This window comes from Taibaiella chishuiensis, from assembly GCF_003014535.1.
Classification (GTDB): domain Bacteria; phylum Bacteroidota; class Bacteroidia; order Chitinophagales; family Chitinophagaceae; genus Taibaiella; species Taibaiella chishuiensis.
In genome coordinates this window covers 234,875-256,400 of record NZ_PYGD01000007.1, presented here as the reverse complement: position 1 = coordinate 256,400, position 21,526 = coordinate 234,875, and the positions used below count along the sequence as shown (strand labels likewise).

Annotated in this window: 16 protein-coding genes; 7 read left to right on the top strand and 9 right to left on the bottom strand. The window is 40.1% G+C overall.

Features of this window, described 5'->3' with window-relative positions:
• Positions 1-62: 62 nt before the first annotated feature.
• Positions 63-3,011 carry a DNA polymerase III subunit alpha gene (locus tag B0I18_RS17815; RefSeq protein ID WP_106524153.1) on the bottom strand — a complete coding sequence of 983 codons (2,949 nt, stop codon included), beginning with the start codon at positions 3,009-3,011 and terminating at the stop codon, positions 63-65.
• Between the two features lie 22 nt (positions 3,012-3,033).
• Positions 3,034-4,173 (bottom strand): DNA polymerase IV, encoded by a 1,140-nt coding sequence (gene dinB / locus B0I18_RS17810; RefSeq protein WP_106524090.1) that lies wholly within the window; start codon positions 4,171-4,173, stop codon positions 3,034-3,036.
• Between the two features lie 73 nt (positions 4,174-4,246).
• On the opposite strand from dinB, the gene B0I18_RS17805 reads away from it, so the two are divergent.
• From B0I18_RS17805 to B0I18_RS17795, 3 genes are all read left to right on the top strand, one after another.
• Entirely contained in the window at positions 4,247-5,038 is a 792-nt protein-coding gene (locus B0I18_RS17805; RefSeq protein WP_106524089.1) for an XRE family transcriptional regulator, read from the top strand.
• A gap of 79 nt (positions 5,039-5,117) precedes the next feature.
• A complete protein-coding gene (locus B0I18_RS17800; protein WP_106524088.1) occupies positions 5,118-5,855 on the top strand; it encodes a hypothetical protein in 738 nt (245 codons plus the stop codon).
• Positions 5,856-5,894: 39 nt separating this feature from the next.
• On the top strand, positions 5,895-7,589 hold the full coding sequence (locus B0I18_RS17795) for a toll/interleukin-1 receptor domain-containing protein (protein WP_106524087.1): 1,695 nt from the start codon (positions 5,895-5,897) through the stop codon (positions 7,587-7,589).
• 266 nt (positions 7,590-7,855) lie between these two features.
• Here B0I18_RS17795 and B0I18_RS17790 read toward each other — a convergent pair whose 3' ends face one another.
• The 4 genes from B0I18_RS17790 to B0I18_RS17775 form a co-directional block, all read right to left on the bottom strand.
• Entirely contained in the window at positions 7,856-8,215 is a 360-nt protein-coding gene (locus B0I18_RS17790) for a hypothetical protein (protein ID WP_106524086.1), read from the bottom strand.
• Positions 8,216-8,217: 2 nt separating this feature from the next.
• On the bottom strand, positions 8,218-9,159 hold the full coding sequence (locus B0I18_RS17785) for a hypothetical protein (RefSeq protein WP_106524085.1): 942 nt from the start codon (positions 9,157-9,159) through the stop codon (positions 8,218-8,220).
• Positions 9,160-9,170: 11 nt separating this feature from the next.
• Positions 9,171-9,572 (bottom strand): type VI secretion system tube protein TssD, encoded by a 402-nt coding sequence (gene tssD / locus B0I18_RS17780; RefSeq protein WP_106524084.1) that lies wholly within the window; start codon positions 9,570-9,572, stop codon positions 9,171-9,173.
• A gap of 117 nt (positions 9,573-9,689) precedes the next feature.
• Positions 9,690-10,037 carry a hypothetical protein gene (locus B0I18_RS17775; protein WP_106524083.1) on the bottom strand — a complete coding sequence of 116 codons (348 nt, stop codon included), beginning with the start codon at positions 10,035-10,037 and terminating at the stop codon, positions 9,690-9,692.
• 420 nt (positions 10,038-10,457) lie between these two features.
• Between B0I18_RS17775 and B0I18_RS17770 the strand changes: the two genes are divergently transcribed.
• Entirely contained in the window at positions 10,458-11,909 is a 1,452-nt protein-coding gene (locus B0I18_RS17770; RefSeq protein WP_106524082.1) for a hypothetical protein, read from the top strand.
• A gap of 38 nt (positions 11,910-11,947) precedes the next feature.
• On the opposite strand, the gene B0I18_RS17765 is transcribed toward B0I18_RS17770, so the two are convergent.
• A complete protein-coding gene (locus B0I18_RS17765; RefSeq protein WP_106524081.1) occupies positions 11,948-14,224 on the bottom strand; it encodes a T9SS type B sorting domain-containing protein in 2,277 nt (758 codons plus the stop codon).
• 181 nt (positions 14,225-14,405) lie between these two features.
• Here B0I18_RS17765 and B0I18_RS17760 point away from each other — a divergent pair, with 181 nt between their 5' ends.
• The 3 genes from B0I18_RS17760 to B0I18_RS17750 all read left to right on the top strand — a co-directional run bounded on the left by B0I18_RS17760 (position 14,406) and on the right by B0I18_RS17750 (position 19,323).
• Positions 14,406-15,941, top strand: a complete 1,536-nt coding sequence (locus B0I18_RS17760) for a hypothetical protein (protein WP_106524080.1) — start codon at positions 14,406-14,408, stop codon at positions 15,939-15,941.
• Between the two features lie 79 nt (positions 15,942-16,020).
• On the top strand, positions 16,021-16,392 hold the full coding sequence (locus B0I18_RS17755; protein WP_106524079.1) for a helix-turn-helix domain-containing protein: 372 nt from the start codon (positions 16,021-16,023) through the stop codon (positions 16,390-16,392).
• 111 nt (positions 16,393-16,503) lie between these two features.
• Positions 16,504-19,323, top strand: a complete 2,820-nt coding sequence (locus tag B0I18_RS17750; protein WP_106524078.1) for a lantibiotic dehydratase — start codon at positions 16,504-16,506, stop codon at positions 19,321-19,323.
• A 16-nt stretch (positions 19,324-19,339) separates the two neighbouring features.
• Here B0I18_RS17750 and B0I18_RS17745 read toward each other — a convergent pair whose 3' ends face one another.
• Together B0I18_RS17745 and B0I18_RS17740 are read right to left on the bottom strand one after the other, a co-directional pair.
• Positions 19,340-20,044, bottom strand: coding sequence for a LytR/AlgR family response regulator transcription factor (locus B0I18_RS17745; protein ID WP_106524077.1), 705 nt, complete (start codon positions 20,042-20,044; stop codon positions 19,340-19,342).
• Positions 20,041-21,087 (bottom strand): sensor histidine kinase, encoded by a 1,047-nt coding sequence (locus tag B0I18_RS17740; protein ID WP_106524076.1) that lies wholly within the window; start codon positions 21,085-21,087, stop codon positions 20,041-20,043. The genes B0I18_RS17745 and B0I18_RS17740 overlap by 4 nt, the downstream gene beginning before the upstream one ends.
• Positions 21,088-21,526: the final 439 nt, after the last annotated feature.

The following is a 21,526-nucleotide window of genomic DNA, read 5'->3' as shown; positions in this document are numbered from 1 at the left end:
AATTCCGAAGGGCAACAAAGGTGCCAAAATTATGAATATGGTTTTATTTTTCTCTTCATGGACTATATGCTTCTAGGGTCTGGTTTAAAGGGTAATTTTGCCAGTTTAATGACCTCAATTGCAGGGCAGCCAAAATCAAGTACGACCTTCCCTAAGATGAGATATACGCCACTGCCATTAAGCGGATAGGAAGCCAAAGAAGGAGGGAAGTGCACTGTATCAAAAAAATCTCCATTCACATCGTACCAAGTGCCAAACTTCATGGTCTTATCATTTTTAGTCCTGACGTGCTTCTCACAAACGAAGTCGCCGACAAGCCTAATTGTTCTCCCAACAAAGTCTTTTAAATTACAGGCATACGCATCTCCCCGGAAGTTAGCTTGCACCAAATCGAACATTGTAGAGGAAACAGGGAAGCCCAGTAGCTCAATTTCATCGTAAATATCTTCCACGGGATGGCAATCAAATTCCGGTAACACCGGTTTTGTTACTTCTTCATCTACAAACAGTGAGCTGTGAATTTGCTTTCTTGCGGTTTGACTAAGGAGCATATGTGATTCCCACAACAATTCTTTCTTTGTACAGCCGGTAAAGCGCATTGCACCCGAGCGGATCAGAATAATGAGTTGTTCCAGGTGCACATACGTTCGAAGGATGAAATTATTCAAGCTGGTGTATTCCCCGTTGCGTTTCCGTTCTTCAGTAATGGTATGGGCGCAGACAGCATCCAGGTTCAGCATGCAGTCAAAGCCTAAAAAAATGTCTTTGCCTTTAATCGTTGCCTTCATAGCACTGTTATTTACACAAGGCAGGTTGACCGTGGCACCGGATTTTTTGGCCTCATTCACATACACCTTCCGGGAATAAAAGCCACCGTAATTGTTGAGTACTGAGACCATAAATTCCATTGGATAGTATGCCTTCAGGAATAAGCTCTGGTAACTCTCCACAGCGAAACTGGCACTATGGGCTTTATTGAAGGAGTAGCCGGCAAATGACTCCATCTGGCGCCATATCTCTTTTGAAGTAGCCTCCGGGTAATTCATGTCATGGCAATGAGAAAAGAATTTGGATTCTATTTCTGCCAGGTGCTTTGCGCTGCGGCTCTTTCCACTCATCATCCGGCGAAGCACATCGGCATCTGCAAGATCCAGCCCCCCATAATGGTGACCTACCTTCATAACGTCTTCCTGATAGACCATTACACCATATGTTTCCTCCAGCTGCTCTTTGAAAACCGGATGAAGGTATTCTACTGTTGAGGGGTTGTGATGACGCTCAATAAAAGCCTTCATCATTCCGCTGGAAGCCACACCAGGACGAATGATGGAACTTGCGGCCACAAGGGTGAGGTAATTGTCGCAATCCAGCTTTGTGATCAGCTGGCGCATGGCGGGGCTTTCAATATAAAAACACCCAATAGTTTTGCTACTGCGGAGCTGCGAATTAATGAATGGATCTTTAAAGAATTTGCGCGGCTGATGTACATCCACGGTTTCCCCGCGATTTTCTTTAATAATCTCAACACAGTCTTTAATATGCCCAAGCCCGCGCTGAGAAAGGATGTCAAACTTTTCAAAGCCGATGTCCTCTGCAATGTGCATATCAAATTGCATGGTAGGTAGCCCTTTCGGTGGCAAGTCCAGGGCGCAATAGGTGGTAATAGGTTCTTCCGAGATTACTACTCCACTTGCATGTATGGTTCTTTGATTAGGAAAATCTTCCATGAGGTTATAGACCGATAGTATCATGTCTACTACTTCATTTTTATTGAGCATATTTCCGGGATCATGTACCAGGCGGTCAATTTCCGATTTGGGCAGGCCGTACACCTTTCCCATCTCCCGCAGAATTGATCGGGAGCGGAATGTACTCATTGCGCCCATCAATGCAGTATGGGAATACTGGTAGCGTTTGAAGATATAGGTATGCATGTCGTCCCGGTCCTGCCAGGAGAAGTCTACGTCGAAGTCTGGCGGACTCTGACGTTTGGGGTTTAAAAACCTTTCAAAATACAGGTTTAGTTCTATGGGACATACATCTGTAATGCCCAAACAATAAGCTACGATACTGTTGGCTCCGCTGCCTCGTCCAACATAATGAAAGTTACGGGAACGTGCATACCTGCAAATGTCATCGGTGATCAGGAAGTAGCTTGAAAAATTTAAATTATCAATTATTCCAAGCTCTTTGACTACCCGTGCCCTTGCTTCATGATCATTTAAGCCATAGCGCCTACCCAGGCCGTCCATAGCATACTGTGTAAGCAATTCTTTATCACTGTAGCGGCTACCCGTGAATGTTTTCTTATTGCGTTGCTGCTTGAAATCAAAGTTAAAACTACAACGCTCAAAAATTGCTTCTGTGTTTTTGATGATCTGAGGAAAGTCCCGGAACTTCTCAAGCAATTGCTCCCTGGAAGGAAATACCTCCAGACGGTCGGCATACTGATGAGGTTGCAGTTGCGACAGTAGGAGGTTGTGACTAATTGCCCTTAACTGGCAATGTAGGTGGTATTGCTCGCCATTAGTAAAGGTTACTGGTTGCCAGATCACGGTTTTTTGTTGAACTCTTACCGGGTAAAGCCTGATCTGATTGAGTTGAAAATGCCGTATGCCGATGAACTCGTTTTCCGTTAGTATGCGGTTTTGGAACTGTGGATTGAAGGGATAGATAAAGTAAACATCCGGGGATTGTGGTGGGTTTGGAGGATACGTTTTGTTTCTGGCAAGATTTGCAGCGGTCACCATCTCGTTTAAAAAACGGAAACCAACTTCATTCCTGGCGATACCGACATACAGGAACTCGTCACCGTTCCTGAATTCAACACCCACAAGTCCGTTTATTCCTGCCTTTTGGCAGGCTTTGATAAATTGCAGTGATCCGGTGCTGTTGTTGATGTCGGTTAGCACAGCAGAATCATAACCACGTGCAACCAGCCCAGCAACCAGCTGGTCAATACTGAGTGTACCATAGCGCAGGCTGTAATAGCTGTGAATATTTAGTAACATTTCGTTTCCTCCCCACAAATGATTATAAACTAATCGCCCTCATCACCGCCTTTTCACCGAAACGGTTGCGTATGCTGTCCATCGCTGCAGACAAGTGCAGGTCTTTAACGGAGTCAGCAAACAAATCTGCCTGATAACTGCCATAGATTAATTGGCTGAACTTTATACCGATTAACCGGAGCATCATACGCCGGGTATATAGGCCCCGAAACAGCTCCAATGCTTTCTGCGTAAGTACTTTTTCTGAGCTGGTATAGGAAATCTGCACCTGTTTTGTATAAGTTTCAAAATTCGAATAACGAATTTTCAATGTAAGGCAGGCCGTTAGTTTCTTGTCTGCTCTTAATGCATAGGCCAGCTCATCGATCATGGTAATAATATACTTGCGGAGCAGTTCCATATCCGATGTATCCTTTTCAAAAGTGTGCTCTTTACTCATGCTCTTCTGCTCTGAGTAGGGAACGACCGGGCTATCATCAAGGCCATTGGCCTTCCTCCATATGGAAACACCACTGGCGCCAAGTACTTTGTCCATCACGGACACCTGCATTTCCTGCAGCGTGATAATTTTTGAAACGCCCATCTTTTGAAGCAGTCCGCAGGTTTTTTCACCCGCGCCGGGAATTTTTCTGATAGAAAGAGGGGCAAGGAATGGCTTTTCGGTGCCAAATAGTACCTGCCGTTCTCCGCAGGGCTTGGCCGTGCCGGTGGCAATCTTCGACACTGTTTTATTTACAGAAAGACCGAAGGAAATAGGCAAACCGGTCTGGTCAATGATGCGGTGCCTTAATTCCTGGGTCCACTTCCAGCATCCAAAAAACTTGTCCATGCCGGAAAGGTCCAGGTAGTGCTCATCGATACTGGCCTTTTCATACATGGGAGCGCGTTCAGCAATTACGTCTGTAACCATTTTGCTGTAATAGGAATACTTGTCATGATCTCCCCGGACCAATATCGCTTCGGGACAAAGTTGACGGGCAAGTTTCATCGGCATTGCAGAATGCACACCGAACTTCCTGGCTTCATAGGAGCAGGACGCTACCACCCCACGATCGCTACTACCGCCAATTAAAACGGGCTTTCCCTCCAGGTCGCTATTCATCAACCTCTCCACGGATACAAAAAAAGTATCCAAGTCACAATGTACTATCTGCCGCTCCATCTTATTTCAAATTAAATTCTTACTTTTGACATGATTAGTGTCAAAGTGTTGACATCAATAATAGCATAAGAAAATGGACAACGCAAAAATATTTTTTCAAAGCAACCTAAAATTCTTACGAAATCGCAAAAAATTAGGCCAAGATGATCTTTCTAAATTATTGAATATCAGTAGATCAAAGTTAAGTGCGTTAGAGAACGGTCAGACGAAAGCGCCTCAGCCAGAGGATTTAATTACTTTTTCCAACTTCTATAAAATTAGTATCGACAGTTTGATGAAAGTTGACCTTTCCAGGCTTGGAGAGTTAAAGCTTAGGGAACTGGAAGCCGGCAACGATGTTTATATGACAGGTACCAAGCTACGCGTGATTGCTATTTCAGTTGATGCAAACAATAATGAGAACCTGGAGTATGTGCCGGTGAGGGCAAAAGCGGGATATGCTGCCGGCTACAACGATCCGGAGTATATTGCTGCATTGCCTAAGTTTTCAATGCCGAATTTACCAAAAGGTACCTTCAGGATGTTCCCTACAGCGGGTGATTCCATGCATCCTATACCAGAGGGCAGTGACGTTATAACCCAGTACGTCGAAGATTGGATGAGCATTAAGCCTGAAACACCCTGCATCGTAATCTTAAAAGGAAGTCAGGATTTTGTATTTAAATTAGTTACGGTTGAAAAAAACGGCTATTTCTCACTAAAATCGTTGAACAATCGTTATAAGTCCTATTCTGTTCCTGGCGAGGAAATTTTAGAAGTATGGAAGTATTACAAATTTATGTCAGTTTTAATTCCTGAAGGAGAGCCTGATATGCACGAAATACGCAGAATGTTCATCGAACTAAAAGAGAAATTAAACAAATAACTTATGTTTAATTCAGATTAAAATATTTTCTATTTTCGTATTCATGTTATAGACTATCATAGGAAAAGAATATCCCACGATGAATACAATTAACCTAAAGACCACTAGTGATGAAATTGAAATTTATGTTAACCAGTTAAATGACGTTTTGGATATTATTTGGAAAGATGAGAATTATGGCAGGCAGCAACCTGATCGATTTTACTTCATCTTATTTTTGAAGTTGAGATTTGTCATAGGTTCAATGAATTTTCATTTACAAAATCTTGATGCAAAACGAGATTTTACCGTCTCATTATGTCTGTTATTAAGAACGGCAATGCTAGACATTCTAAATGTCTATTATGTAATGGATTCTTCTGATAAAACTCAGGAACAAGAATATCGGATAAATCGCCTTATGGCTGATCACTTCAAATTTGAATTTAAAGATTACTCTGACGAGGAGAAGGACACAATTAGACAAGATTGGCCTGAGTTATTTGAGTTGGATGGGAAGCAGAAAAAATTTGAATATTTAAGTTCAAAAAAATTGGTCGAGGAAATTACCAATTTTGAATCGCTGCAAAGAGAAGGCAAAATATGTCGTGAGGTCTATATGAAATTATCAAAATTTGAACATAACGGAGCGTTTACTTTCGATATTTTATTGGCACCATATATTCCCGAACAATATCCAAAAGTAAAAGCATTAATAAAAGTCGCAATTAATTCCGCAGTTATTGGAATAAGAACTCTATGTGACTACTGGCTAACCAAAGATGATTTAATATCTTCAAAACTTACAGAATCGGTACATAAGATATTAAAGAACTAATCGATAATAGAATTGATAAATACGAATGAGAAACGTCCAATGAAGAATGAATTTTATAATATAAGTGATGGGGGTGAGAACTCTCGGAATAGTTTCCAACTTACGAATCTTGGGGAGAAAATTGTATTTATGACCTTGGGAACAAGCAAAAGGAGTGGATGGGGAGAGCGAACTTCACAAATGAAAGACTATTATAGAGATACTACCGAAAGGGATTATGATGATCAATTCGCTTCAAGAATTTCTTCAACTGATCCACCTTATGAAGTCGATTCTTTTTTAGATTTTCATTATAATTATTACTGCAAAACATTTCCTGAGAAGCACAAGATTTTTCTTAAGCACTTGAAATACGTAATCATACCGCTTCTTGAAAAAAGGAACAAAACCGTATACATCGACTTAATTAATGAGTGGCTGGACGAGAAGAATATCATAATGCCTAAACCGATGACACTTACTACCGCTGAAAAATTAGATAAGGTGTTGATTTATTTGGTTGCCAATCAGGAAAAGCATAATATAACACCAAATGCAATTCAGGAGTATATTTTCAATAAAGAAATCACCCTAGAAGAGGCAAAGCACTTACATAGCAAGATTCTTAGTAGTGGGAATGTAAGAGTGGTCGGTAATAGATACCTGGCTTATTCTACCGAAACCGATCTTTTTCTTTCTCGAGGTGGGTTTTCCGGGGATTCTAAAGAGGCATATCGTACTGAATCAGCTACTAAATCAACAACAGAAATTAATATCTTTACTCAAAAAGAATCTATGTCAAAAGTTTTTATATCATATCGTTGGGATACACCGGAACACGAAAAAAAAGTAGTTGAGTTTACGGAACATTTGCGGAAAAGTGGAATTGACGCAGAGATCGATAAAATGCTGAGTCAGAAGGAAACCGCTACCAATTTTGGCGCCATGATGCACAAGGCAATGATGTATCCAAAGGTAATTGTGGTGTTGTCAAAAGGCTATAAGACTAGTGCAGATACATTTAACGGCGGCGTGGGGACAGAATACCAGCTGATCATAAACGACATCAACAAACAAGGCAAAAAATATATTCTGGTAAGCTTTGATGGCCGCCCAGATGAAATTATACCATTTGGTTTTATTGGACGAGATATTATTGACCTTTCCAAACCCGATGGTGAGGAAAAGCTATTCAGAAAATTGCTTGATCAGGATGAATATGTATTTTCCGAGGTATCGCCGGATAAGCCAAGCTTTGAGCCAGTGCAAATAGGAGAATTTATGGCTGTTAGCCCTGAATCAATTATAAAAATAGAAGTACCATCAATAAAAAAGGGAAATACATCAAGTATTGCTGGAGTATATAAATCAATCGAATTTACACTAAGACCTACCTTTCGTAATGCTTCTGGGAAGACTATTGATGGATTTGCATATAGTTTAAAGATTAAAACTGAAATGGCACCTGAACACTATAGTCAGCCAATTGAAGATGGATATTTTGTATTTAATGAAGAAGTATCGAAAAAGATATATCCCAATCTAATCATTAATGGCAACTCTGTTAATGTCAAAATCACAGGGCAATCAATCTATCGGATATTGGGAACAGCGGTAACGATTACAGTTTTTACCGATCATGGTAATTATGCAAAAGAATTCATGGTTGATGAGCTTTTCAAGGTTCCTTCCTCACCATCATCCTATGGTGATGCAATACCGTTGAATAAGGATATGTTTGCGGGCAGCTGGTAAACTTTTGTTGCTTTTGAATTTTGGGTGGTGAGTAGCAGACCGTCAGTAATCCTGTTATCCTTTCCAAAAATAGTTCTGTTAGTAACTGAAAACTTATTTTGAAATTCGGAAGTTTTACAGCTACCAGACTGTAGCCTTTCCTGAGGCCTTGATTGACCTCAACGAATTAAAAATGATAATTCAGCATTTGCAGCAGGTAGATGTTCAGCAAATGAAAAGCTGACGCCAGATAATTAATTGATCTAAAATTCGCAAAGGATTATTGTTTATGTCGTTTCCTGGGGATAACTCCAAAGATTGCCATCCAGAAATGCGAGTGTTGCGTAGATTGCGATTGAGAGTAAAATGAAAAACATTAATAAGTAAGTCTTTTTAGTTGTCGCTCGTTTGCAGATTCTGCCCAGGATGAAAAGCATACCAAATGACAGTGCTGTAATAGTGAGTAATACCAGGAACCTTATCCAAACGAAAAAAGCAACACCATCTTCCACCAGCATGGTGTGATAGCTTTCACCATAACCAAGAAAAGGGGTTATGAATAACAAGATCAGTAAAGTGCTAAATATAAAAATGATTACTCTACCGACTGGATAAATCATCTCTTGAAGGGTCTGCTCTGAAAACATAATTAGTAATTTTTATACTTATGCATTGTCTTATAATTATACTGATTAATTTTTGAGTTTTCTTCGTTTATGTATTCCTCCGGATCAAGCGATATGCCATTATACATGGCAAAGACGGTGTGATTGGGAGTAGAATGAGCAACCTGACTTGCCCATTTCGTCCCATAGGTTCTTCCAGTTCTGATCGTCAGTGTACGCAAATCGGATAGGTGAATCCAAACTTCCTCCCCCTTAGTTGATCCGTGCATTCTTGAAAAATTGTTCCATTGACTTCCGAAATCCTTATAGACTATTGCTACCTTCTCAACTCCACTATGAACAGGGTTATTATTCGTTGCCCAGTCACCAAATGTTTTTCCCGCATAACCCAATTGATATGCTTTAATTCCCTGCGGATTACTGAATGAACCACTATCGTAGGAAGAAAGGTAAACAATGAAATTCACCTGCCAGCCTTGCTCTTTTAGTAATCGACCTAATCCGGCTGCATAAGCGCAGCCCTCGCTGTGGCCTACCAGATAAAAAGCATGATTTTCCTTGTTCATGTCTTTAGTAAGGCTGTTAAGGTTTCTTTCATGTATTTGAGAGGATAATACCTTATTTCTTAGCCCGGATGTCTCAGGTAATCCGTAACCAAATTGATCACTAACTTTTCTATAAAGGGTTCCTGCCCATTGGTAGGTTGTGAAGTCATCTGCACCGCGTTGCGCTCTAGCAGCACCAGTATCATCCAAAACGATAAGGCTCGATGCATCTAAACATACGCAAGCTTCCTGGATGTTTTCATTTAGTCCGAAGAAGTTCATTGCGGCCTTCGCATATCCGTCAAAATTTCCATTATTCCAATATCCTTTGTTAGGTGCACTGGAACCGATAACTATCCTGCCAAGTACAGTGTTTTGCCAATAGCCGTTAATAAATATAATTTTCCCTTTGTTAATCATATGTGTCTTGATTAATCTGGCCAATCATTATTGTGATCAACTCCGTTGACTTGCAACTTCTGTGCAGAAAGTACAATGGATGTAACCATACTGGCAGAGCCTTCGGCGCTGAAATTTGTATGATATTCTACACAGTAGGCGTTTGTGAAAAATACTTTTTGAAAAGTAGCTTCTTCATCTATTTTGAAGAAATTGATAAAACCAGATCTTCTTTTATAACTATCTACCATCCATTTTAGTAAAAAGTTATCGGGTGGCGTTGTCAGCGTGATATAGACATTACCACCAAGAGCAGGAGAGCTGGGTCTTCCTTTATCATCTGTTTTTTGAACGAAAGAATAATTGCATTGTAATACCGAGTATTCTTTACCTGGATTATCTGTAAAATGTAATTTGGCGTTAAATGAGGACATGATGTGAGATTTTTTTAATAATCACAATAAACATGCCACTACAAAAATAATTTGTGTCATCAGTTGAGAATGCCGGATTGCTTTTATTACAAATGCTTAAATGGTTAATGACCAAGCTCAACCCTTATCAAGAAAGGTTCGAAAACTAACAAGGGAGAGTGTTCCCAGATTAAAATTACATCGATAACAGTCCATATTGAAAAGGTAATGAAAGGTGAAGCCGTTTGGTGTTGCCGACTTATATATACCTTGTTTATCAGAAATAAAAATGATATCCTCTTTTTTAACAGCCAGGTCAGGGAAGTCATAGATCATAACTGGATATCCAACACTACTATTAGACTTGGGCAAATGGGTGTAGATAAGGATAAAATTCTTCAGATTAACATCTTCATGCATTTCAATAACTACCCACCGGTTATTTTGTTGAGGGCATTGCTCTGCCGCGATAATTTCTGCATACATGGTAAGCGATTTAGTACGATAATTCTGGATAAAATTAAAAATCCAATTCAATCTTTCACAATCCTTGGTAATTCACAATCCGGCCAAGGCCCCCATCTTGAAAATAAGCAGGGATGCCAAAATCACTCATTTCAAATCTAGGGGCATTCAATGCTTCAAACAGTGCGCTCATAAACCAATTTAGTGCTTTCAGGGTTTCCCAAGGTGGTTTATTCTCCATCCAGCCCTTTGGGTATCTAACTTTAGTATTCCAAACAGGAATAATCTTGAATGGATGTAATCCTATTGTTTATGGAACCTCTCACTTTTAAACGCCTTTGGAACTGCTGCCCATGTGCGCATTTCCACGGCTTACCACCTTGATGAATTTTTAGGGGGGACAAATAAAATGTCCAATTAAAAATTCAATTCTAAACAACCATGAAAAAACTATTAACCGTAGCTGCAGTAGTGCTATTTACTACTGTGCTGATCTTCGCATGTAAAAAAGCGGGGGAAAATAATTCAACTTTTGAATCAAATGATAACCGTTCAGCTTCTGTAAGGGATGCTGTAGCTTGTGATTTTATTACCCTATCCGGTGATATTACATCCAACATGACTCTATCAGCTGCGAACGTCTATAAGCTTAATGGGTGTGTGACGGTCAAGTCAGGAGTAACGTTAACCATCCCGGCTGGTACAATTTTGCAAGGCATTAAAACTACCGGTGCCCAAGCCTTTCTAATTGTTGAAAGGAACGGTCGAATCGTTGCCAATGGAACGGCTACAAATCCGATTATCTTTACCAGTGATCAACCCGTAGGGTCAAGAGCACCCGGCGACTGGGGAGGAATTGCGTTTTTTGGAAATTCGAACAACAACAATTCAAATTCGCTATCTGTAGACATGGGTTGCGCGCCATATATCGGCGGAGGTACAAATAATGCAGACAACTCAGGAATTTTTAAATACGTTCAGGTTCATTTTGCAGGATCACCTGCTAATGCAACGACCACTACCAGAAGTGCTCTACTTCTGAATTCTGTCGGAACCGGAACCGCCATTGATCATATCCAGATCACTAATTCCCTAAATGACGGGCTTGCAGTTTTCGGAGGCAAGGTAAAATTGGATAATATTTTCAGTTACAATCAAAGAAGGATGGACTACCAGCTGTCTTACGGCTATCAAGGAAACATGCAGTTTATCGCGGCCTTACGTTTTACACCATCTATAGTACCGCCATTGAGTGTATATGGAATGAATATTAGCAATCATCCGAGCAGCCTCAGCGCAACTCCAATTACTAAACCGGTTATTTCAAACCTTACAATCCTGGGACCCAACTATTGTGGAGCAACCAGTGTAAGCACAAACTACCAGTATGCCGTAAGGTTCTTTAATAATGGTGCAGCAGAAATGTATAATTCGGTTTTGTCATCGTTTAACGGCAAGGGATTGCTTATAGACGGCCAGCAGGCCGTAAACCAAACTGGATTAAATAATCTGCAGTTCTCTTATAATTCGTTCCACAATTCAGCTGCATCCACCTTCAATTTTATTTCAGGAACTTCATGGAGTTTGTCAGGAGGATGTGGTACTTCAATTGCAAGTTGGATAAATGGAACAGGCCCTGTTGCTTGCCGTGAAACAGGAAATCAATTGTCTGTAGCCACATTAGGCTATGATGCCTCTTTCTGCGGTAATTTCTGTGCTTCTGGGTTCAGTCCTAATCTTGTTCTTGGTGCAAGTTCTTTACTGGCGCCAGTATACTCATGGGATACAGGAAGCGCTTTTGCTCACCCAAATTACCGTGGCGCATTTGGAAGCACCGACTGGACACAAGGTTGGATAGCGCCTTGTCCTGGTGACGTTAACTATTGTATTTAGCTTAAAAAGGCATCCGATCAGTTCGGATGCCTTTAATTTTACCGGATAAGAAGAACGTCGCCTTTATATGTTTTCTCATTTTTGTCGGGATATTCGAGCTGTATCAAATAGTAATATGTGCCGGGATCGCTTGGCTTAGCGTTGAAGGTGCCATTCCATCCTTTTTTGGGATCAGTTGTACTAAATACCAATTGCCCATACCTATTAAAAACACTGAACTGCTTTATTTTTTGAAAAGTTAGGTTCGAAATAATAAATTCATCATTCAAACCGTCCCCATTTGGGGAAAATGCATTTGGGACAAAGTCAGGCATAGTATAGTCTATCCTTATCCGAACCATGCCTGTATCGATACAACCATTTTCATCAAGGCCTAGAACGTAAAAATTTGTAGGCTCAATTGGCCTTGCGAAAGGTGTTGCGCTGATAGCAGAATCCAACAAACCTGAAGGTGTCCATGTGTAAAATAAAGCACCCGAAACAAATAATTGCACGCTGTCGCCATACCTAATCATTGTATCTGCTGGCGAAGTGGTGATGATCGGTGCAGGATATTGTCCAACTGTTGCCGTTAGTACCGTATCGCATCCGGTAGCGGTTAAGATATATACTGTGTAAGCTCCTTTTCTAAGGCCATTAACAGTATCAACATTGAAATTATTTGATACCTTAACAGTATCACTGTCTGGGCCAATCCATAGTGCTGTGAAATCCCCTTCAGAAGCTATGGCAATCCTGCCCGATGGCTTTCCTTCACAGCTGTTACTAACGACTTGAATTGTGGGAAGGCCGCTAAAGGAAACAAGAAAAGTGTCAGTGATAAAACTGCAGTCTTTAATAAAGCTTGCGTAATACTTGCCAGGAAAGTAAACCATTCTTTTATACCCTGTTGAACCATCATTCCAAGTCAGACAACGCCCTGAAGTATCTGCATGTAACTCTATGCTGTCAACAAAACAAGCCGAAACGATAATGGAAGAGCCGGTTATCGTATCCGGAGAAATGCCGGGGGTAACAATTTCATTTTGCAGTAGTGATACACCACCATCACCAGATACAAAAAACGGATAGGTAACCGGGGTTTTAATTCGGTTCCGAAAGGGGCTGCAGGCACTACCTGCAAGATTGGGGAAGTCTATCGAATGGAATGCAGGGCCAGGGTTAAAGCCTGCAGGTACAGACGCAGTATCCAGACAAGTATAGGAGCCGTTATCAACATACATTTTCCCATCAGGACCTCTTTTTATTTCACCCAATGGGTTTTGTACAATCACATCACACATCCAGTTAATATTTTCAAATAAGGAAGGATAATTTGTAAGTATCAAGGTTCTTGAGGCAATTATAGCTGCTGTAGAGGGCAGATTCAAATCGAACTGATAAAGTTCTCCCGGATCAACCATGAAATTCGTGTGTGAATTTCTGGTTATGTAAAGTTTTCCGTTATCAGGAGAAAAACCTACCCCAGTAAAATAACTATAGGAGGGAAGCACAGCTCCCGCACCTGGGAACATAGGCGGATTTCCAGAGGACTCTATAACTACAGCATTTTTCAAAATACCGCTACACTGCTCAAAGCTATATAATTCAACACCGGCCCAATTTGTAGTTGCAAGCATAGTTCCGTCAGGTGAGGCTTTTAAGGAACCATAAGAATTGTAATCCGGCTCAGGGAAATTCCCAATGGAGGATATTACTTTATGTGTGTCGATTCCGGCAGTGGTGATGTGGTAGCTGTAGTACTCGTTTGCAATTTGCGAACGGATTACTAACCAAGCCCCATCACAGGCTTTTACCGGGCTTATTAAACGGGTATATACTGAGCCAAAATCGGCTATCTGAATGTTTTTCTCAGCTGCGACTATAGCACCGGCGCCTGAATTCAGGCTCATATCCAGAAGGGAATAAAACAGACCGTAGTCCTGAGAATGGAAGATGTAATACTGATCAGGATTTCCCGGCCTTGGAATAACCACAGGCATTGAATTGTCAAGCATCCCGGCGTCGGTCATAAGATCACTACCGGCAATAGGTGTACCTAAGTGGTCAAAAACATAAAACTCAGGGTCACCGCTAAAATTGTATTTCAACCGTACGAAAAAACGAAGCTGTCCGCTTGGATCACATACCACACTTGCCCATCCTGATTGATTATAGGGAACGTAAGGGAGGGTTGTTACTCCCGGTGCGCCGGAACCGAAATTGATACCATTGTTAGATTCAAAGCCATAAGCACAAATATTATTTTCCCCTTGTCCAAATGATAAATAGGAATTCAATAGGAGGAAAGCAAATTGGAATAAATAGTTCTTCATGTGGATTCAGGTTTGCTCTACCGGAGCGGCAGTAGTGTTGAAAAAAGTTTTTTCTGATATTGATGCCTACAAAGTAAATTAATAGAATAGTAAAACACAGGACAGTTTTGAACGCTTTCTGAACTTTCAGATTAACACTTTTATCCCGAAAAATGATGTAATTTGGACAAAACACCCATCAATGAACCGAAAGAAAAATGCCTTAACAGACTTAATTGGAAGCCTTTCAATGGCAGAGAAACGGCATTTTTCCTTATTTTCTGCTGCTTTTGGTAAGAAAGAAAACAAGAGTCTCTATGTTAAGCTCTTTGAACTACTCGATGGAAATGTTTCTGAATCTTCAGATTTAGAGACTGAATTTACGCCGATGGCTCTTGCAAAGACCAAACAGCGTCTTTATAACAATCTGTTGAAGGGATTAAGGATCTTCTATGAGGGGATGTCAGTTGAAATCGATATCCAAAATATGCTAACAGAAATTGAGATTTTGTATAAGCGGGCATTACCAGCGCAGGCCAACGAAATTTTATCTAAAAGCCTTGCCCTAGCCAATGATCATGAGAAATTTGGCCTGGTGTTGCAATTACTCAAATGGGAAAAGAGGATAAATATTGTGATCGATACTCCTTCAAGATCGCAACCAGAAATCGCTGATGATGAAAAGAACACATTAGGCAAATTGGTACAGATCAGTACCCTGGAGAGTATTTATGGTAGAATCATGGAGTTTAAAAAGCTTTACGGATATGCAAAGGGTGATCTAAAGACGCAACTTGAAAAAGAAACAGTCGGTTCGAAAGAAATGCCTCTATTAGAGGAGTGTCGTAGTAATGAAGCCAGATTCTACCATAACTTTATTAATTCGATCTACCACTGGATGATCTATGAGCACAAACAGGCTTACATGTTCAGTGGGACTTTAATTAATCCTGGAAGCAGCACGATACTTCCAAGCATTCACATTAGCGCTTTGCTGCAGCACATCACTTCCAGTGTTTGTATTGGTGAATTTAAAACTGCTCTTCAGGGAATCGAATTGAGCGAGGCCTACATAGATCAATATCATTTGAATCAGTCCCCAACCTACAATACACTGATGTTTGCCTACCATGCGACTTATCAGCTTATCATTTACAACTATATGGGCAGAAAAAGTAAGCTGAAGGATGCGATAAAGACCACCGAAGCCAAATTGAAATTATACGAAAACTCACTATCCCTGGAACTAAAACAGATTTTAATGGGAAACCTGATGAATGCATATGTCGGGATCGGCGATATTAAAAGTGCCGATGTTATCTGGGATTCCATATTTAACAAGCAAACAAAAACACTCCGAAGAGACATTTATGCAGATCTATATCTATTCCGATTGTTTAGCTTACTATATAATAAAACTTACGTTTTATTGCCGTCCGCTGCCCTTTCAGCAAGCAGGTATTACAAGAAGTTTGATGATGCAAAGACCGTCTATCAGGTAGAACTTCCATTATCCATGTTGTTAACGAAAAATATCGACTATGATAATCCTGCTGCACTGGCAAAAGTTTTGAAGGAGATCAGAGGAGTTATTCAAAAGTTCATTTCCGGGTTGAAGGGGGCGAATAATTTTCAGGAGCATTATTCAAGGTATTTGATATGGATAGATAGCATGTTGGCTAATGAGCCTTACAGCAAGGTGGCCGCTGCTTGGTACTCAGGGCTTTCCAGAAAATAAAGAATAAATGCTTAAATTTGCTTTAATATTTATTGTTACTCAATAATCAAATAATTTATTTACATTAAACATCAATACTATGCACCAGCCATTTGCCGCCCCATTAGGTAGAAGAATTGCTAAAATCAGGGGATTAAGAGGTATTGGTCCAGAAATGTTCGCCAAAGAATTGGGGCTTTCAGTCGCAGATGTAGAAGCTTTAGAAGAGAGTGAAACCGTTGACGATGAAACGCTGGGAAAAATCGCTAATGCGCTGGGCGTAACAGCAGAATCAATCAGAACCTTTAATGATGATGCTGTAAACATCAATATCCAGAATATGAACCAGCAGGCAAGTGTCTATCATTACAACTTTAATCCAGTAGATAAAATTGTGGCGCTGTATGAAGATCTTTTACGCCTGGAAAGGGAAAAGATTCAAGTACTGGAAAAGAAACTGGCTGAAAAGTAGATACTAATAAGCGGACATAGAACGGCATTATACATAGTCAATCGGCCATTTCACATAGTTTCAGATTTTCAAAAGATTTGTTTCATTATAATTCGGAATTAAACCTGAAAAATGAAATTGAAAATTGAAAAAACAGTACTATACCGAATTCCTAAATTTCCAATAGATGCAGAGTTGAAATGGCATTGGGAGGATTTAAAAGATGCTATTTCAATATCTTCGAAGGATTTTTACAAAGAGATAAAAGACATTACAGCAGAAGAACTTAAAGGACTTTCCCCCAAAGTCCTTTTTTCTATTTTTAAATACTTCAATCGTGCAAGGTTAAGAGCAGTCCCCTATGGCACTTTTGCGAGCATTGGAATAAGTGAAATAAGCAATGACTTTTCTTCTGGAATCCTATTAAAAGATCAGCAGGAAGCACATGAGTTTGTTGATTGGGCATATCAAAACGACCCGCAGTTTAGTTTCTCTACGCTGCTTGCAGAGGATGGACTTGTGATATCAAACAGCAGCTATTATCGTATTGATGACATTATACGTTATATCTACAAGGACTCAGGAACATTTGAGTTAACAGATATCGGGTATGATAAAACTATCGAAACAATTTTAAATGCCTGCCGCATACCAATCAGATTTAGTCTTTTAAGAAATGAAGTCGATGCCCTCGGTTTGAGCTGGAGAGATCTTCACCTGTTGATCAATGAACTGGTCAATCTACAGCTGATCTTCAGCGATCAGCACCGAAATATCGTAGGGATCGATTTTTTTCAACGAAATGGAATTACCTTAAATAAGGCAGAACAGAAATACATCATTAGCCAGCGGGCAAAGGAAGCGGGTCATTTGCCTGCGGATCTGTTCAAAGCACTGCCGCAGCTTACTGAAATACTGCAAGATATCAGTGGTGAAGACCTGGAGCCAAATCTTATGAAAAAATTCAAGCAAAGCTTCAGAAGGAAATACGATCAGAAAGAGGTGTCGTTGCTCGAAGCCCTGGACCCGGAGCTTGGTATAGAATATGGGACATTCGCTCAAACTGAAAGCACGGAATTTAAAGTAACCGATTTTATTGCAAAAGAGAAAAATAACCTAGAGGATGTAGATCTGCCTTTAAAGTCTTTGCTTATCGACCGGTTTAATGATACAGAAGGTTTTCAGCGTAAGGTTATTCTTCTGGACGATCATAAATTTAAGCCAGGTACTAAAAAGACAATGCTACCCAATTCCTTTAGCGCAATGCTTTCGGTTTCAGACGGGCTGATTCAGATAGACCACCTAGGCGGGTGCACCGCCAACGCACTTGCTGGAAGGTTTACACTTGCCAGTAATGAATTGTTGAATTTTTGCAGAGACATAGCAAACATAGAAAGCCAAAGTAACCCCGAGGTTATATTTTTTGACATTGCTTACATGGCCGAGGTTACTGTTGACAATGTGAATAGAAGGAAATCTATCTACGAGCATCAATTGAATATTCAAAATTACAGCGCTTGCGACGCTCCAGTTTCATTAAACGACCTTGTAATAAGATTGCAGGGAGATGAGCTGATTTTACGGTCTAAAATCAACAATAAACGAGTTATCCCACGTCTGGCTTCAGCCTATAATTATTCTCGCTCTGACTTGCCTGCATTCCGGTTCCTTTGTGATCTTCAACACCAGGGAATCCAATCCGGTTTTTCCATAAGAATACAAAATAGCATTCCTAACCTGAAGTTCTATCCGCGAGTGCAATATAAAAACATCATAGTCTCACCAGCATCGTGGAAGATTGTGCCTAACGATTTTCTCGAACATGAAGACGAACAACAAAATATCGATGCCTGCACTCAATATCTAAAGGACATTGGTATAGGCGCGTATTTTAAAACAGGCCAATTGGATCAGACTCTTTGTTTCAATGTCAACAATGCTTCAGATATTCGGATGTTTATTCAATATAGCAAAAAGGTCAGTTCGCTCTATATTGAGGAGGCTCTGATTCCTGACCGAAGCCCATTCTTTGACAGAAAGGGCAAGCAGTTTTGCGGACAGGTATTACTCACGATGACGCACACCGAAGAGATTTATAAAGACGTGTCGATTGAGAATCGCAATCTGAACATCACAAATACGCCTGCGTATCCACCTGCATATGACTGGTTATACTTTGAAATCTACTGCCATCCTCAGCGTGCTGACGGATTATTGCTTGAACCCATATCCAGATTGCTCAGAAATTATAAGGCATATATCGAAAGTTGGTTCTTTATCCGGTACAACGAAAATGGTGATCATATCAGGTTGAGAGTAAAATTCAAGAAGTTTAGCGACGGTCAAAAAATAATACAAGCACTCAATGTTTCTTTTGCCAAAGAATTCGCATTAGGAATAATATCTGATCTGCAGGTGAAGACCTATAGGAGGGAGGTCGAAAGATATGGAAACGACCTAATAGATCTTGTCGAATCCCATTTTCAAAAAGATAGCGCATATGTGCTCATTCTTTTACGCCAATCTTTAACCGATCAGGTAAAGTATCGTTTGTGTTCGCAGTTTATAACAGCGGTTGCAAAGGAAGTCTTCCAACCCCAGGATAATTTTCATGATACCCTTAAAAAAATGCGGGATTCCTTTAATAAAGAGCATTCCATGAATATGGATGATTTTAAAAAGGCCAACAGATACTACTCGAAATATCTTGAAAGTAACCAAAATGATGTGAATCGTGAAACCAACCGCAGCTGTCATGATTTCAAGGAATCATTTAAGGATACGCTACGAGACTGTGCACTAACCAGGAGATACAATCTGTTTACGGACCTGTTCCATATGCATGTAAACAGGTTGTTTAACAGCAACCAAAGGACCCATGAGATGCTCATCTATAACTTCATGCTTAAGGACCTTCAGCGTGAGAGTGCATTTAAAATGCTCAGAAAATGAGGCAATTTCTCCAGGATTAGCGAGGTCTTATCCTGGCCGCAAGCTCTTTCTTGAAGGATTCAGAAATAGGTAATTCCTGATTTTCAGGCATATAGACCGTATTTGGGTCGAGCTGAATAACGTGCGCCAGATTAATGATGTGGGACTTATGAATTCTGACAAAATTTTTCTTAGGTAGGTACGATGCCATTTGGGCCATTGAAATATAGGCCAAGTGATGATGCTCATGAGTGATAACCCAGATGTAATTTGAAGCTCCCTGAATGCGGACTATCTCGGGCTTATTTACTCTGATCTTTGTTCTACCACTACCGGGGATGAAAATAATCGATTCTTTTTCGGCCTCACGCTCCTGAGCGTCAAGCTTTTGCCTAGCCTTTTCAATACACGATTGAAATTTCTGGAATGATACAGGCTTTACAAGATAATCTATTGCACCATTCTCATAGGATTCCGGTGCGTAGTTTCTGTGAGCAGTCAAGTAAATAATTGAAGTCATATCCTTAATTTTAGAACCTAACTCTATGCCGTTCATTCTCGGCATATCGATGTCCATAAAAGTTAGATCAGCAACTATTTCATCAGCTACAAACTTTCGGAAAGCTTCTAAAGAATCTGTTTCTTTAGCGACCACTTCGTATCCTGGCATTTTGGTCAGATAACCTTCGATCAATTCCATTACTGCGGGCTGATCGTCAATGAGGCAACAACGTATACTCATAATGAAATTTTTAGGTCCACCAAGAATAAACCGGACTCCTGGTGTGTTAGCAATTCAAATCTGTCCGGATAATGTCTCTCCAAGCGGGTCCGTGTGTTATTTAATCCAGTATTTTTACTCGGGGCATTAGGTGATGGTGCGATTTTATTGCTTGTGCGAAAGTGAAGCACGTTTCCAATATTATCAATAGTAATGGTCGCAGGTTCCAGCGGGTCGTTAAGATCGCCATGTTTAAATATGTTCTGCACGAAATTCATGAATAGTAAGGGAGGCAGTTTAATGTCTTTAATCTGGTCATCGATTTTTATCTCATACTTTATTTTAAGGTTCGCATTGTAAAAAACCTGCTGCAGTCTGATTTCTCTGTCAATTTGTAACAGATCTTCACCCAACCTGACCTGACCACTTATTACGTCCGCATCCAAAGAGTATTCCATCATATCAGATATAAGAAGCATGATTTTGGCTTCCTCCGGTGCTTTACTAAGTAACCGCGAGTAGAGTACAGTGAAAGTATTGAAAAGCTGATGGGGATTAACCTGAGAGCGAAGAAAGGCGCCTTCCATTCTAAGTTCATTTTCCTGTGCTTGTAATCTCAAAATTTCTTGATTCCTAGCCTCTAATTTCTTTAATACGCTATACCTGGCATACCAAAAGCACAACGCAAGGAAAAAAAAGTAAAAGCCCCTCCAGGCATTGTCAACGAATTCCCCGATAAGATTATCTGTCGTGTATTTCCCCTTCAGGATTAGCTCTATAACTTTATAGACTACCACGGTAATTATACTGTACAATACTATTTCCAAGACGCACATCAGGATTCTTACTAACCGATAATAGACTTTAGAGTTGATATAGGAAAGGAAATAAAACGCAGTAATGTAGAAGAAAACTATATGCATTGAATAAAAGCAAAGCAAAACCCAAGGATTAAATGGCTTTTGTGTTAAAACCATAGTCGTGATTTCATAGGCTACAAACGTCAGTACTGCCAGCGCATGCAATCCAATTGTTTTAAAATTAGTTCCTTTTTCGGTGTTCATTTTTTTAGCATAAAAAGTGAAATGCGGGGTTCACATCGTGAAAAGCGGATTTCACATAAATTGAAAAATAGCGTCAGCAAGGGATATTATCTTTGACATACCAACAACAAAACAAATATTAACACAAACCGTAACAAGATGAAAACAAGATCATTAACATTTCCAATCATGAGGAAAACCACTTACAAATTTGAGAAAAACTCAAATGACTCTGTAAAAGGAGGGAAGTCAGACCCTACTTCTTCATTGCTCACAGCTACAACCGTAAGTAAAACTTGTTTGAAGTAAGAAGCTATGAGTCCGGGCGAATTCGCCCGGTTCATTTGATACTTTTTGTAATTAAAAATACCGAAAATAAATTTAAACTTTAATCATAAGTTATAATATTTTCTTTATAAACTATTCATAAACACTTAGTGTCAAAACGCTATTTATTTAA